General features: G+C 64.9%; 15 protein-coding genes. 11 read left to right on the forward strand and 4 right to left on the reverse strand.

What is annotated here, in order from left to right; translation table 11 throughout:
* The first annotated feature begins 66 nt into the window (after positions 1-66).
* The 11 genes from trbB to K663_RS09640 are packed head-to-tail and all read left to right on the forward strand — an operon-like array spanning position 67 to position 9,562.
* Complete coding sequence (gene trbB / locus K663_RS09590) at positions 67-999, forward strand: P-type conjugative transfer ATPase TrbB (protein ID WP_443019003.1); 933 nt, start codon at positions 67-69, stop codon at positions 997-999.
* Positions 1,000-1,031: 32 nt separating this feature from the next.
* Complete coding sequence (locus K663_RS09595) at positions 1,032-1,361, forward strand: TrbC/VirB2 family protein (RefSeq protein ID WP_062120620.1); 330 nt, start codon at positions 1,032-1,034, stop codon at positions 1,359-1,361.
* Positions 1,361-1,642 (forward strand): VirB3 family type IV secretion system protein, encoded by a 282-nt coding sequence (locus K663_RS09600; protein ID WP_062116656.1) that lies wholly within the window; start codon positions 1,361-1,363, stop codon positions 1,640-1,642. Before K663_RS09595 ends, K663_RS09600 begins: the two co-directional genes overlap by 1 nt.
* A gap of 10 nt (positions 1,643-1,652) precedes the next feature.
* On the forward strand, positions 1,653-4,127 hold the full coding sequence (gene trbE / locus K663_RS09605) for a conjugal transfer protein TrbE (protein WP_062116658.1): 2,475 nt from the start codon (positions 1,653-1,655) through the stop codon (positions 4,125-4,127).
* Positions 4,124-4,834 carry a P-type conjugative transfer protein TrbJ gene (trbJ, locus tag K663_RS09610; RefSeq protein ID WP_062116660.1) on the forward strand — a complete coding sequence of 237 codons (711 nt, stop codon included), beginning with the start codon at positions 4,124-4,126 and terminating at the stop codon, positions 4,832-4,834. Before trbE ends, trbJ begins: the two co-directional genes overlap by 4 nt.
* A gap of 8 nt (positions 4,835-4,842) precedes the next feature.
* On the forward strand, positions 4,843-5,097 hold the full coding sequence (gene trbK-alt, locus K663_RS09615) for a putative entry exclusion protein TrbK-alt (RefSeq protein ID WP_062116663.1): 255 nt from the start codon (positions 4,843-4,845) through the stop codon (positions 5,095-5,097).
* A complete protein-coding gene (gene trbL / locus K663_RS09620; RefSeq protein ID WP_062116666.1) occupies positions 5,094-6,395 on the forward strand; it encodes a P-type conjugative transfer protein TrbL in 1,302 nt (433 codons plus the stop codon). The genes trbK-alt and trbL overlap by 4 nt, the downstream gene beginning before the upstream one ends.
* Before the next feature lie 6 nt (positions 6,396-6,401).
* Positions 6,402-7,094: a conjugal transfer protein TrbF gene (trbF, locus tag K663_RS09625; protein ID WP_062116669.1), complete on the forward strand. Its 693-nt coding sequence runs from the start codon at positions 6,402-6,404 to the stop codon at positions 7,092-7,094.
* Positions 7,081-8,100, forward strand: a complete 1,020-nt coding sequence (trbG, locus tag K663_RS09630; protein WP_062116672.1) for a P-type conjugative transfer protein TrbG — start codon at positions 7,081-7,083, stop codon at positions 8,098-8,100. Before trbF ends, trbG begins: the two co-directional genes overlap by 14 nt.
* Positions 8,097-9,344: a TrbI/VirB10 family protein gene (locus K663_RS09635; protein WP_083535864.1), complete on the forward strand. Its 1,248-nt coding sequence runs from the start codon at positions 8,097-8,099 to the stop codon at positions 9,342-9,344. Before trbG ends, K663_RS09635 begins: the two co-directional genes overlap by 4 nt.
* Complete coding sequence (locus K663_RS09640) at positions 9,341-9,562, forward strand: DUF2274 domain-containing protein (protein ID WP_062116675.1); 222 nt, start codon at positions 9,341-9,343, stop codon at positions 9,560-9,562. Before K663_RS09635 ends, K663_RS09640 begins: the two co-directional genes overlap by 4 nt.
* A gap of 29 nt (positions 9,563-9,591) precedes the next feature.
* On the opposite strand, the gene K663_RS09645 is transcribed toward K663_RS09640, so the two are convergent.
* The 4 genes from K663_RS09645 to K663_RS09660 form a co-directional block, all read right to left on the reverse strand.
* Positions 9,592-9,885: a hypothetical protein gene (locus K663_RS09645; RefSeq protein WP_062116678.1), complete on the reverse strand. Its 294-nt coding sequence runs from the start codon at positions 9,883-9,885 to the stop codon at positions 9,592-9,594.
* Positions 9,886-9,905: 20 nt separating this feature from the next.
* Positions 9,906-10,832: a LysR family transcriptional regulator gene (locus K663_RS09650; protein ID WP_062116680.1), complete on the reverse strand. Its 927-nt coding sequence runs from the start codon at positions 10,830-10,832 to the stop codon at positions 9,906-9,908.
* A 332-nt stretch (positions 10,833-11,164) separates the two neighbouring features.
* The gene (locus K663_RS09655; RefSeq protein ID WP_083535865.1) at positions 11,165-12,142 is read right to left on the reverse strand and encodes an alpha/beta hydrolase; all 978 of its coding nucleotides are present in this window, start codon (positions 12,140-12,142) and stop codon (positions 11,165-11,167) included.
* A 38-nt stretch (positions 12,143-12,180) separates the two neighbouring features.
* Positions 12,181-14,670 (reverse strand): TonB-dependent receptor, encoded by a 2,490-nt coding sequence (locus K663_RS09660; RefSeq protein WP_083535866.1) that lies wholly within the window; start codon positions 14,668-14,670, stop codon positions 12,181-12,183.
* Between the last annotated feature and the right edge of the window lie 98 nt (positions 14,671-14,768).

Below are 14,768 nucleotides of genomic sequence, written 5' to 3' on the forward strand. Positions count from 1 at the left end.
CAAATCAGGGGCCGTTTCTTGACCACCCGCCCGATCACTTCCGATGCGAGAGCGCGCGGCGCGCGGATGCTGCGCACGGCGCTGGGACCGTCGATCGCGGCCTGGCTCGAAGACCCGGCCGTCATCGAGGTGATGCTGAACCCCGACGGCCGCCTGTGGGTCGATCGGCTCGGCGAGGGGATCAGCGACACCGGCGAATTGCTGACCGCCGCGGACGGCGAGCGGATCGTTCGCCTGGTCGCCCACCATGTCGGCGTCGAGGTTCATGCGCGCAGCCCCCGCGTCTCGGCCGAGCTGCCGGAAGGCGGCGAACGGTTCGAGGGGCTCGTGCCCCCTGTGGTCGCGGCGCCCGCCTTTGCCATCCGCAAGCCCGCCGTCGCCGTGTTCACGCTCGACGACTATGTGGCCGCCGGGATCATGTCCGCCGTCCAGGCCGGGGCGCTGCGCGACGGCGTGGGGAGCCGAGCCAACATCCTCGTCGCGGGCGGGACCGGCACCGGCAAGACCACTTTGGTCAACGCGCTGCTCGCCGAAGTCGCCCGGACCACCGACCGCATCGTTCTGATCGAGGACACGCGCGAGCTGCAATGCGCCGCGCCCAACCTCGTCGCCATGCGGACCAAGGACGGCGTGGTCTCGCTGTCTGAACTCGTTCGCTCCTCGCTGCGCTTGCGTCCCGACCGCATCCCCATCGGCGAGGTGCGGGGCGCCGAGGCGCTCGACCTCCTCAAAGCCTGGGGCACCGGCCATCCGGGCGGCATCGGCACCATCCATGCCGGCACCGGGCTCGGCGCGCTGCGCCGCATGGAGCAGCTCATTCAGGAGGCCGTCGTGACGGTCCCGCGCGCGCTGCTCGCCGAGACCATCGACCTGATCGCGGTGCTGGTCCGCGACGGGCACGGCCGCCGGCTCGCCGAGCTGGCCCGCGTCGAGGGGCTCGACCCCGCCACCGGCGACTACCGCCTGACCCCGTTCCCCAAAACCGGAGACGCATCATGAAAGGACTGAAAGCCCGGCTGCTGGCCGGCACCATGCTCGATCACCTCGGCCACGCGCGGATCAGGGCGAGCGGCGCGCTGGCGCTCGCCACCGCTGCCGTGATGGCGAGCCCCGCCCACGCTTCGGGATCGTCGATGCCGTGGGAAACGCCGCTCAACTCCATATTGGAGAGCATCGAGGGGCCGGTGGCGAAGATCGTCGCGGTCATCATCATCATCGTCACCGGCCTCAGCCTCGCGTTCGGCGACACCAGCGGCGGCTTCCGCCGGCTGATCCAGATCGTGTTCGGCCTGTCGATCGCCTTCGCCGCGTCGAGCTTCTTCCTGAGCTTCTTCAGCTTCTCGGGCGGGGCGCTGGTCTGATGGAAGCCCCATCGGATTTTGGTTCGCCGACCGCCGGCTTCACCGCGCCGGTGCATCGCGCGCTGACCGAGCCGATCCTGCTGGGCGGCGCCCCGCGCAGCCTCGCGATCCTGAACGGCACGCTGGCCGGCGCGCTCGGCCTCGGCCTGCGCCTCTGGATCGCCGGCCTGGTCCTATGGGCGGTCGGCCACGCGGTCGGTGTGTGGGCGGCGCGGCGCGATCCGCAGTTCGTGGACGTGGCGCGCCGCCACCTCCGCTACCCGACCAGGCTCCGGGTGTGAGGGCGGCCCGATGATGAGCTTGCGCGAATATCGAAGCGGTGCTGCGCACCTCGCCGACTTCCTGCCCTGGGCGGCGCTGGTCGGCGAAGGGGCGGTGTTCAACAAGGACGGATCGTTCCAGCGCACGGCGCGCTTTCGCGGCCCCGATCTCGATAGCGCCACGCCGGCAGAGCTGGTCGCGACAACGGCGCGGCTCAACAACGCGCTGCGCCGGCTCGGCTCGGGCTGGGCGATCTTCGTCGAGGCGCAGCGCGCGCCCGCGCTCACCTACCCGGATTCTGACTTTCCCGATCCGGCCTCGGCGCTGGTGGACATGGAGCGGCGCGAGCAATTCCGCGAGGAAGGCGCGCATTTCGAGAGCCGCTATTATCTGACGCTCGCCTGGATGCCGCCGGCCGAGGACGCGGCCCGCGCTGAAGGCTGGCTCTACGAGGGGCGCTCCGGCAGCGGCGTCGATCCGTGGGAGCTGCTCAAGAGCTTCGTCGACCGCAGCGACCGCGTGCTCAATCTGGTCGAAGGCTTCGTGCCCGAGGTCTGCTGGCTCGATGACGCCGAGACGCTGACCTTCCTGCACAGCACCATCTCGACCCGGCGACAACGCGTCCGCGTGCCGGAAACGCCGATCCACCTCGACGCGCTGCTCGCAGACGAGCCGCTGACCGGCGGGCTGGAGCCGAAGCTGGGCGATCATCATCTCCGCACGCTCACCGTCATCGGCTTCCCGAGCGTCACCTTTCCCGGCCTGCTCGACGAGCTGAACCGGCTGCCGTTCGAGTATCGCTGGGCGACGCGGGCGATCATGCTCGACAAAACCGACGCGACCAAGCTGCTGACCAAGATCAGGCGGCAATGGTTCGCCAAGCGCAAGTCGGTCGCGGCGATCCTCAAGGAAGTCATGACCAACGAGGCGTCGGTCCTGCTGGACAGCGACGCCTCGAACAAGGCCGCCGACGCCGACACCGCCTTGCAGGAGCTGGGCGCCGACTATGCGGGTCTCGCCCTCGTCACCGCTAGCGTGACGGTGTGGGACCGTGACCCGACCGTCGCCGCCGAGAAGCTGCGGCTGGTCGAGAAGGTCATCCAGGGCCGCGACTTCACCGTCATCCCCGAAGGGATGAACGCGATCGAGGCGTGGCTGGGAAGCCTGCCCGGCCATGTCTATGCCAACGTCCGGCAACCGCCGATCTCCACGCTCAATCTCGCCCACCTGATCCCCCTGTCAGCGGTATGGGCGGGGCCGGAACGGGACGAGCATTTCGGACAGCCCCCGTTGCTCACCGCACGGACCGAAGGCTCGACCCCGTTCCGGTTTTCCCTTCACGTCGGCGACGTCGGCCATGAGATCATCGTCGGGCCGACCGGCGCGGGCAAGTCGGTGCTGCTCGCACTGATGGCGATGCAGTTCCGTCGCTACCCGGATTCTCAAATCTTCGCCTTCGACTTCGGCGGCTCGATCCGGGCGGCCGCGCTGGCGATGGGCGGTGATTGGCAGGATCTCGGCGGCGGCCTCTCCGACGAGAGCGAGACCGGCGTTCAGCTTCAGCCGCTCGCCCGCATCGACGATCCGGCTGAACGCACCTGGGCCGCCGAATGGCTGGCCGCGATCCTTGCCCGTGAAGGCGTCACCATCGACCCGCAGGCCAAGGAGCACATTTGGTCGGCGCTCGGCTCGCTCGCCAGCGCCCCGTTGGCCGAGCGCACCCTGACCGGCCTCGCCGTGCTCTTGCAGAGCCAGCAACTCAAGCAGGCGCTCGCGCCCTATTGTGTCGGCGGGCCGTGGGGCCGGCTGCTCGATGGCGAGACCGAACGGCTGGGCGAGGCCAGGGTCCAAGCCTTCGAGACCGAGGGCCTGGTCGGCGCCGGATCGGCCGCGGCGGTGCTCGCCTATCTGTTCCACCGTATCGAGGGCCGGCTGGACGGATCGCCGACGCTCCTCATCATCGACGAGGGCTGGCTGGTGCTCGACAGCCCGGAGTTCGCGGCCCAGCTCCGCGAGTGGCTCAAGACGCTCAGGAAAAAGAACGCCAGCGTCATCTTCGCCACGCAGAGCCTCGCCGACATCGAAACCTCGGCCATCGCGCCGGCCATCATCGAAAGCTGCCCGACGCGCATCTTCCTGCCCAACGAGCGCGCGGCCGAGCCACAAATCACCGCCGTCTATCGCCGCTTCGGCCTCAACGACCGCCAGATCGAGATCATCGCGCGAGCCACGCCGAAGCGGGATTATTACTACCAGTCGGCGCGCGGAAATCGGCTTTTCGAGCTGGGGCTGGGCGAGGTGGCCCTGGCCTTCACCGCCGCCTCCTCGAAGACCGATCAGCGCCGCATCGCCGAATTGATCGACCGCCACGGCCGCGATGGCTTCGCCGCCGCCTGGCTGCGCGAACGCGGCGTCGCATGGGCGGCCGATCTCCTGCCGGCCTTCGCCCCCGACGATCGCAGGCAAGCCGAACTTCCCCTGTCCGCCGAGGAGATCATCCCATGAGCAAGTCCATCATGCGGCGCACGGCGTTAGCCGGTGTCGCCGCCATCGCTGTCCTCGCCGCGAGCGTTCCCGCGCAGGCGCAGTTCGGCAGCGGCATCGTGTTCGATCCGACCAACTATGCGCAGAATGTGCTCACTGCCGCGCGCGAGCTGCAACAGATCAACAACCAGATTCAGCAGATCGAGAACCAGGCGACCTCGCTCATCAATCAGGCGAAGAATCTCGCCTCGCTGCCATTCAGCACGCTCGCGACCTTGCAGGCGCAGATCCAGCGCACCCAGCAACTCCTGAACAATGCCCAGCGCATCGCCTACAGCGTCCAGTCGATCGATCAGGCGTTCACCACCCGATACAACGGCGCGACCGCCTCGACCTCCGACGCGCAGATGGTCGCCAACGCGCAGGAGAGCTGGAAAACCAGCGTCGCCGCATTTCAGGATACGATGAGGGTTCAGGCGGGCGTCGTCGGCAATATCGACGGCGCCCGCACCAGCATGAACGGCCTGGTCTCGGCCAGCCAGTCGGCGACCGGCGCGCTCCAGGCGGCGCAGGCCGGCAACCAGCTTCTCGCGCTCCAGTCGCAGCAGATCGCCGACCTGACGGCGCTGCTTGCCGCGCAGTCGCGCGCGCAGGCGCTGGAGATGGCCCGCCAGACGCAGATCGAGGCGGACGCGCAGGAGCGGTTCCGCCGCTTCATGGGCAACTGAGCTCGGCCATGTCGCGCACCGCGAAAATTGGCGGCGTCGCCGCGCTCGCCGGCATGATGATGGCGGTCGTGGTCGCCGGGGTCGTGACGCGCGAGCGGCCGGCTCAGGTGGCGACACCCGTTCAACAGACGGCGGCTGTGCCCGAGGCGCTGGCGCGCGAGCTGGACCGCTGCGCCACGCTCACCATGCCCGACGCGGGATGCGAGGCGGCGTGGGCCGCCAATCGCCGTCGCTTCTTCGGCGAGGAAGGCGCCCGGCCATGACCGACACCGGCGTCATCGACACCTTCCTCAACACGTTCAGCACTTACATCGACAGCGGGTTCGGGCTCCTCGGCGGGGAGGTCGGATTCCTCTCCTCGACGCTGATCGCGATCGACGTGACCATTGCCGGCCTGTTCTGGGCCTGGGGCGCCGACGAGGACGTGTTGCAGCGTCTCGTTAAGAAGACCCTCTATATCGGCACCTTCGCCTTCATCATCGGCAACTTCTCCAATCTCGCCGGCATCCTGTTTCAGAGCTTCGCGGGGCTCGGCCTGAAAGCGTCGGGCGGCACTCTCGCGATCGGCGATTTCATGAAGCCGGGCAGCATCGCCGCCAACGGCCTCACCGCCGCCAAGCCGCTGCTCACCGCCGCCGGCCAATATAGCAGCCTGTGGGCCTTCTTCTCCAACGCCGCGCTGATCGTGGTGCTGCTGCTCGCCTGGGCGATCGTCGTGCTCGCCTTCTTCGTGATCGCCGTGCAGGTCTTCATCACGATCATCGAGTTCAAGCTGGTGACGCTCGCCGGCTTCGTGCTGCTCCCCTTCGCCTTCTGGCACCGCACCGCCTTTATGGCCGAGAAGGTGCTCGGCCACATCGTCTCGACCGGCATCAAGGTGCTGGTGCTGGCCGTCATCACCGGCATCGGCACCACTTTGTTCAGCCAGTTCACCGACGCCAGCCTCGGAACCGTGCCGACAGCCGAACAGGTCATGGCCATCGCGCTTGCAGCCTTGTCGTTGCTCGGCTTGTCCGTCTTCGGCCCCGGTATCGCCAACGGCATCGTCGCCGGCGGTCCGCAACTCGGCGCGGGCGCGGCGGCGGGAACCGCGCTCGCCGCCGGAGGCGCGATCATGGGAGGCGTCGCCGGTGCGCGCCTCGCGGCCGGCGCAGCGGCAGGCGCGATCGGCGGCATGGCGACGGGCGGTGCGCGCGCCGCAGGCGCCACGTCGGGCGCCTATGCCGCGCGCTCGACCGGCAAGTCCGGCGCGGCTTCGGTGGCTGGCGGCCTCGGCGGCGTCGGCAAGGCGGCGGGAAGCGCCGCGATGTCGCCGCTCCGCCAGGCCGCCGCTTCGGTGAAGCAGAACTACCAATCGGCAAGCGCCGCGACCTCCGCCGCAGCCTCGACGACGGGCACGGCCGCCCCGGAGGCGTCCGCCGCAGCCGGCCCGCCGGCCTGGGCCAAGGCCATGAAGCACCGCCAGACCATGAGCCACGGCGCGAGCGTCGCCGCCCACACGCTACGCGGTGGCGACAGCCACGGCGGCGGCTCCTCGGTCGATACCAGCGAGAAGGACTAGCCGCTTATGTTCCGACGCCCCTCCATCCGCTACGGGCAGACGCCCGAGCCCGAGACGCCCTACCAGCGTGCCGCCCAGGTCTGGGATGACCGCATCGGCTCCGCGCGCGTGCAGGCGAAGAACTGGCGGCTTGCCTGCCTGGCCTCGCTGGCTTTGTCGGGCGGACTCGCCGCCGGCCTTGTATGGGAGTCCGCGCGCGGCTCGATCGTGCCGTGGGTGGTGCAGGTCGATCGGCTCGGCCAGGCGCAGGCGGTCGCGCCCGCCGACTACGGCTACCGCCCGACCGATCCCGAAATCGCCTTCCACCTCGCGCGCTTCATCGAGGAGGTGCGCGGGATCGCCGCCGACGGAATCGTGGTCCGCCAGAACTGGCTTCGCGCCTACGACTTCACCACCGACAAGGGCGCGGTCGCGCTCAACGATTATGCGCGCTCGAACGACCCGTTCGCCAATATCGGCAAGGTCCAGGTCGCGGTGGACATCTCCAGCGTGATCCGCGCCTCGCCCGACAGCTTCCGCGTCGCATGGACCGAGCGGCGCTACCAGGACGGCAACCTTGCCGCGACCGAACGCTGGTCGGCGATCCTGACGATCGTGATCCAGACACCCGCCACCCCCGATGCGCTCCGCAAGAATCCGCTCGGGATCTACGTCAACGCCATCAACTGGTCGAAGGAGCTGTCCGATGACGCATCCTGACGCACGCCGGGCCGCGCTGCCGGTCCTGCTGCTTTCCGCCTCCGCGCTCGCCGGCTGCGCCACTGCCGGCGCCAAGCCGCCCGCCATCGCCTATGACGATGCCGTGCCCGCCGTTCAGGCAGTCCCTGCGCCCGAACCGGCCAAGCCGGTCGAGGTGGTGGCGATCCCGCAGCCGCTGCCCCTGCCGGGGCAGTTGAAGCCGGTGAGGGCTGCGCCGCGCGTGCCCGAGGCGGCTGATCCGAAGGAGCGCGTCGGCCTCGCCAATGCTGCGGCCCGCGTGCAGCCGGTCAAGGACGGCTTCCTCAACGCCATCCAGCAATATCCCTACGCCGATGGCGCGCTCTATCAGGTCTATACCGCGCCCGGCGAGGTGACGGATATCGCGCTGGAGGAGGGCGAGGAACTCGCAGGCTCCGGGCCGGTCGCGGCCGGCGATACGGTGCGCTGGGTCATCGGCGACACGACAAGCGGATCGGGCGCGACGAAGCGCGTCCATATCCTCGTGAAGCCCACCCGGCCCGAGCTGACCACGAACCTCGTCATCAACACCGCCCGGCGCACCTATCACCTCGAACTGCGCGCCACGGCCGCGACCTATATGGCGTCGGTCTCGTGGACCTATCCGCAGGATAGCCTGATCGCGCTCCGTCGCCAGAACGCCGAGGCGAGCGCGGCGGCGCCGATCGCATCGGGGCTGGACATAGCCGCGCTCAATTTCCGCTACGCGATCGACGGTGACAATGCGCCGTGGAAGCCGCTGCGCGCGTTCGACGACGGCCGCCAGGTGTTCATCGAGTTTCCGGCCGGTATCGCGCAGGGCGAGATGCCGCCGCTGTTCGTGGTCGGGCCGGCCGGTGGCGGCGAGCTGGTCAACTACCGTGTCCAGGGCCGGTACATGGTGGTGGACCGGCTGTTTGGCGCGGCCGAACTGCGCATGGGCGACAAGAAGTCTCAGCAGAAGGTGCGCGTCACCCGCACCGATGGCACGCGCCGGGGCCGGTCATGAGCGGGTCCGAACAGGAATCGGCCGCGCCGACCAGCATGGCGGCGACCGCCGCACCCCAATCCCCATCGGATGCGCAAGCGTTCCGTCTGCGTGGAAGCCCGCCGCGTGTGATGCGGCTGTCGCGCAAGGCGCTGGCGGCGGTCGGTGTCGTCGCGGGCCTCGGCATCGGCGGCTCGCTGATCTATGCGCTGCGCCCGGCCGGCCAGCACCAGGCGAAGGAGCTATACAGCACCGACAACCGGCCGACCGCCGATGTCATCAGCGCCGCACCCAAGGATTACGGTCATGTCCCGAAGCTCGGCCCGGCGCTGCCCGGCGATCTCGGGCCGCCGATCCTCTCGGCCGAGCAGCGCCGCGAGGCGGCGCTGGGAACTCCGGGCACGGCCCCGGCCGGTGCGGGCGCGCAGGCGAACGCTGCCGCCGAAGCACGCCAGCGCGTGCTTCAGGAGCGCGATGCCGCGCGCACCAGCAAGCTGTTCCTGGGCGGCGAAACGGCGCCGGGCGCCGCGCCCGCGCTCGCCATCGCGGATCAGCCCGCCGCAGCATTGCCGGCCGCCGCGCCGACCACGCAGTCCGACTACGCCAGCCCCAACGGGCAAGCCGCCAAGCGCGCCTTCATGAAGGATGATGGCGACCGCCGCGTGGTCAGCGCGGAACGGCTGTCGGCGCCGGCGTCGCCTTATGTGGTCCAAGCCGGCAGCGTGATCGCCGCCGCGCTCATCACCGGCCTCCGCTCCGACCTTCCCGGCCAGATCACGGCCCAGGTGACGCAGAACGTCTATGACAGCCCGACCGGCCGCATCCTGCTGATCCCGCAAGGGTCGAAGCTGATCGGCGCCTATGATTCCTCGGTGTCGTTCGGGCAGAGCCGTGTGCTCCTCGCCTGGACGCGGCTGATCCTGCCCGATGGTCACTCGATCGCGCTCGAGCGCCAGCCCGGAGCCGACGCCGCAGGTTATGCCGGGCTTGAGGACAGCGTGAACAACCATTGGGGCAAGCTGTTCAAGGCTGCGCTCCTTTCGACCATGCTCAGCGTGGGCAGCGAGGCCGGCACCAGCCAGAGCGAGAACAATCTGGCGCAGGCGCTCCGGGCCGGCGCCGCCAACGGATTCAGCCAGGCCGGGCAGCAGATCGTCGAGCGCGAGCTGAATATCCAGCCGACGCTCACCATCCGGCCCGGCTTCCCGGTTCGGGTCATTGTGACGCGCGACCTGGTGCTCACCCCGGCAGGAGGCGGGCAATGACCGCGAAGCTCAGGCTCGGACCGATCACCGACGACAAGCCGGTGAAGCTGACCGTGGAATTGCCGGCGTCGCTCCACGCGGACCTCGCGCTTTACGCGCGCCTGCTCGCCGATGCCGGCGACGCGCCGATCGAGCCCGGCCGCTTGATCGTCCCCATGCTCCAGCGGTTCATCGCGGCTGATCGCGCCTTCCTGAAAGCTAGGCGACAGCAAGGGTAACGGCCGCGATCGGGGGCGGGGTGGTGCGGTCAGTTGCCCATGAACTTCCTGAACCGCTCCTTGCCTTCGGCTTCCGTGACGGCTTGCCCGGCATTGGCGCACTCGGCGCCGCGCACTGACCCCGCCTGGCATCCCGCCACCACTCGCCGCGCCTCATCGAGATGCGCGGCGAAATACTGTTCGGCGCGCGGCGCCGTCTCGGCCGGGATCGCGGTCGCCGCCATCTGACTGGCGGGCGCGATAATCGGGCGCAGGATAAACCCCGCCCCGAACCCGACGATCAGCGCCACCAGCGCGATGATGATTGTCTTGCCCTGTATCATGGCTGCTCCTCCTTCTCCGCTTACTGAGTTTCGCGCCGCCGATGCGGGATGGGTGGCAGCGAATAGCGGCTGACAACGAAATCGAGGAACCGCCGCAAGACGGGATTCTGGTTATCCTCGCGCCAATAGCCTGAATAGCCGATCCTCGTATGGCCGTTGGTCTCAAAGATCTCGCGGAAGACCACGCCTTGAATCTGGATGCCGCACGCCGTCTCGGCAATGATCGAGATGCGACCGCCAAGCGCGATCGAACTCAGCGCCGTCTCGCGTGTGATGTCGTCCATGTCGATTTGCGGCGAGAAGCCCGGCATCCCCAGCTTGCTCAGGATGAGGCTGCGCGTCTCCGGCCCGGGATCTCGCACCATAAGCAGGAAGCGCTCGCCGGCCAGGTCCGGCCAGTAGATACGTTCGCGCGCGGCGAGCGTATGATCCTCCGGCAGCGCCGCGAGCAACCGTTCGCTCCAGAACGGGCGGCTCGCGAGCCCCGGATAAGTCGTCTCACCTACAATGATCGCGATGTCGAGCAACTGGCTTTCTATGCCGGCCAGCAACAGGTCGCGATCGCGCTCGAACCCGCGAATCTTCACGTCGGGATAGCGGGTCGTGAACTCGCTCACTGTGGCGCGCAGGTTGCCCGCCGAAAGCGAGGTATAGAAGCCGACCGCGAGTCCCCCGGTGGCGCCGTTACGGGTCGTGCGGACCCATTCGTTCAGCTCGTCCAGCTCTTTCATGATGCGTTGCGCCCGCCGCAGGTAGGTCTCGCCGTCCAGTGTGAGGGTTGCACCGCGTGTCTTGCGATCGAACAGCACCATGTCCAGCCGCTTCTCCGTTTCCAGAATATGCCGGCTGAGGGTTGCTTGCTTGATGCCCAGCCGCCGGGCCGCTCTGCTGAAGCTGCCGGCCTCTGCCGCGGCGATCAGATAGCGGAGCTGGCGAAACTCAATCATTCGTTATACGATGCAATTGGTGACTCCCCGGTAGAGAGCCGGGAACGTGACATCATCTTTACGCCGGTCTGGTGCGAAGAGTTCACACAAGGCGCGTTGCACCGGCGACGCATAGGACAACGACCGCGGTCGAGCTTATCAATGGTTGAGGCGACCGGCCCGCCCAAGAAGGCCGCAGATACTATGAGACCGAGGTCAAGGTCCTGCCGATTTGTGGCACGAGCGCTAGCAGAGTGATGGGTAAGATCGAGCGCTCGCCGGCGATGAAGCCACCAGCACGCCGATCGTCCCCTACACTATCAAGCGTGTGCTATCTCCTCCGTATTCCACCTTTACTTAACGTAGCGTTCGAAGAAGCGCTGGATTTCACCGAAGACATACCGCACCTCCGGGAAAGCGGGATTCGCAGTGTCTGCATGAGCATGGCCCTCCATAACTATAAGTCGAGTTTCGATACCACTCTCGCGCAGTTTTCTGTCAACCCTTACGGTATTGGAGAGAAAGACGTCCCTAGTACCGCTTATGAGGACGGCGGGCGGAAAGTTCTCATAATCGCCATATACTGGAGAGACCAGAGGATTCGTCAATTCAAGGTCGCCTGCATACACGCGCGCCATCGGCTCAAGGGTTTCGAATGTTGTCGGATCGATGCCATCCATTATGAAGTAGCTGTCACCCGTACAACTGAGGTCAGACCACGGTGAATTGACACATATAGCGGCTGGGAGCGGAATGCCCTCACGTAGCGCCCGCTGAATAACCGCTAGAACCATGTTGCCGCCGGCTGACGTGCCGAACATGGCCATACCCCGAGGCGATCGTAACGCCGCGAGCTCGGACCACACGGCAAAACCATCATCTATGGAAGCCGGGAACGGGTGATCAGGCGGCATGCGATAGTCGATCTCCAACACGGGCGTACGTGTCAGTCCCGCCATCAGCACGGCCTCATCGGTGCCAGCCTTGCCTGCATGGACAACGAAGCCACCGCCGTGCATATTTAGGTAGAGTTGATCTCGCCTTGCATCGGTTAGATCACGAGGCACGATCTCAAAGCACGGCACGCCAGCAATCGTGCGACTGGTCATATCCAGATTGAAGGTTGCGAGAAGCTCATCGATACGAAGATCATCATATCCGCGCGCAAGAATCCACTGACGCCATTCCTCATTCGTTGACGGAATGACCCCCCCAGGATAGCTCTCTATTTTCGCCGCATCTATAGTTTTTCTGCGAAGTTCATCACTAGCGAGTGATGACACCGGTATTCGGCGGGCGGGAACTAGGATATCTAAATTGGATTCTGCCATAGCGGCCCCTCCAGTTAGCGATTTATGTCAGCTATGGCTCAGAAGTTTGCGCTAGCCGTAAGTCCGAAGGTACGCGGTCGTCCTGTATATCGAACGGAGGAGTCGCCGCCGGAGACTACACTTGTCCAATAGTACTCGTTCGTAAGATTTCGAACAAAGAGACCGGCTTGCCACCCAGCGCGAGCACGAATGCCCACACGCGCATCTAGAACCGTATAGCTGTTTATGCGGAAGCCGTCCGGCTCACCCAAGTCAGCAAAAGTGCGACTGTTATATACCATGCTTCCCCCGACATACCCCTCAAGAGAGGACGCGATGGGGACCCGGTACTCAACGTCTGCCGTAGTAGAGAAGCGAGGCGCATAGTTAAACTCCTTACCGCTAAAATCAGTAAGCATTCCCAAATAGTTAAACCCGCTATATCGGTTAACGTTAGTATCTAGTAGCGTCGCCGAACCACGCACGGACAACCTATCCGTTGGGCGGGCCGTAAAATCAATATCTAACCCCTTCACAGATGACCTTGGAACATTGACGACCGTAGACACATTGATAAAGCCACCAACCGGAACGTATGTAAAAAACTGCTTGTTGCGGTAGTCATAGTAGAAACCCGTGAGGTTTACCTGGAGTCTACGATCGAATATGGATTGTTTAACTCCGATCTCATAAGATGTGACGCTTTCCTGCTTCACGGGTCGGATTGAGGACAGGACTAAGCTAATCTGGGCGGGGAAGCTGCCGGCCTTATAGCCTCGGCTGATCAAGCCATAAATCAAGCTCGATGTAGTGGGCTTGTAGTTAAGACCCGCGCGCCAAGAAACATTGTCTTCCTTCTGAGCAAGATCGGCAGAAACAGGAAGGTAGGCGGGGACAGAGCCCACATCATTGATAAGAATGCATTGCCCAGGCAGGTACGCATTAGTCGGGGGTAGCCCACTGGCGGCCCGGAGGATGTTGGCGACACCACCTACAGTAGCGGAAAACAGCCCATTTCCGCCATCCGCAGTGCATCCCTTAAGGGTCTGGCGGGTTGAGGTGTACCGCGCTCCCCCCGTCAAGGTGAGCTTGGAAGTGAGGTCATAGTCGACGTTGGCAAACAAGCCGACTGCCCGATTTGTAACCCGGTACTTGTTGACTTCGACGACCCCGCGGGGCAAGCCAGAATACGCAAACGACGTATCAATCAGATCATCATGGACAATGTCCCTTTGGTAGTTGGCGCCTATGATGTAATGGAGGCGCGCCTGGGATAAACTTCCCGCAATGCGCAGCTCTTGGGAAAATGTGTTGAAGCTAGAAAATGGCTCAGCCACAATCACGGGTATTGCGGTCCCGTCGTTATCAATTGGTGTACGTGACTTGGACCGAATGTAGTTCGTGATCGATGTTACAGTTGTTGAATTGCCGAGCTTATAGTCTGCTCGCAATACATTCTGCACCGTGTAATTTTGCTTATGCGTATTGAAACCCGCGTCGAAATCCGCGTCTCGGTCACCATGCGGCGAGGGATATCCTATAAAACCCGGCGGTGAAGCCGCTGGAATGACCGGAGTTACGGAAGCCGCTTGGCCTTGTTGCGCCTCGCCATGATCGTACGAGCCCGTGACGTTGAGCGAAAGAGCGAGCCGATCGTCCGGTGTCCACTCTAGCAATAGACGGGCCGCTCCGAGGTTCTGATCACCGTTCTTCTGGTCGCTGAGATAGTAGCCTTTCTGCCAGGCTCCGAATTGAGTCGTGCTCGCAGCAACACGAGCGCGCAGCGTGTCGGTTATCGGACCGCTAATGTATCCGGTTAGCATAACCTGACCAAAATTATCGACTTCGGTTGCGATCCCTGCGTGAAACTCCCTGGTTGGCTTCGCTGATATGACGTTTATCGATCCTCCGGTCGCATTCTGGCCGAATAAGGTGCCTTGTGGTCCCTTCAGAACTTCTACGCGCTCGACGTCGAGTAAGAGCCCACCCGTCATGGCCGGATATGGTAGCGCCGCTTCGTCAAGGTATGTGCTCACAGCGGGCGGGGCGGACGCGGACAGTGAGTTAAAACTCACGCCCCTGAGAGAGAATACAGGATATCCAAACGACGATGTAGCGGCAGAGAACCCAGGGACAACTTGCCGTAATCCCGCGATGTCAGTTATCCCCGAGGTTCTTAACTGCTCACCAGACGCTACCGCTACGCTTATTCCGACGTCACTTAGCCTCTGCGATCGCTTTTGAGCGGTCACAACGATTTCGGCTACGCCTGTGTCGGGATGCGTATTCTCACGCGACGCTATACCGTCCGGCGCTGGCGGTGTGGCAGATCCTGATTGAACAGCCTGACCGTGTGCTTGGGTCCCGGTAATTACCGAGAAGAGCGCAGACATAACGACACCACTATGCAGCGTGATTCGACGATGATTCCCCATCATGCCTCTCCTAAAAAGCGTTTTGATTTTCATACCGTCATTCAGACGTAATCTTTTTGAAGCGATGACATCGGGAGTTCTCCCGATGCCGAGATTCTCGCCACCTAGCGTCATAAACTAGTGCTTGTGCCTAACCGGTGGCCTTGCGCGCGGCCGTCGCATCTCCCTCAGTATGCCCTAATGCCTCCACGGCGTTAGCATAATGTGATTAT

The sequence above is a fragment of the Sphingobium sp. MI1205 genome (assembly GCF_001563285.1).
Lineage (GTDB): Bacteria > Pseudomonadota > Alphaproteobacteria > Sphingomonadales > Sphingomonadaceae > Sphingobium.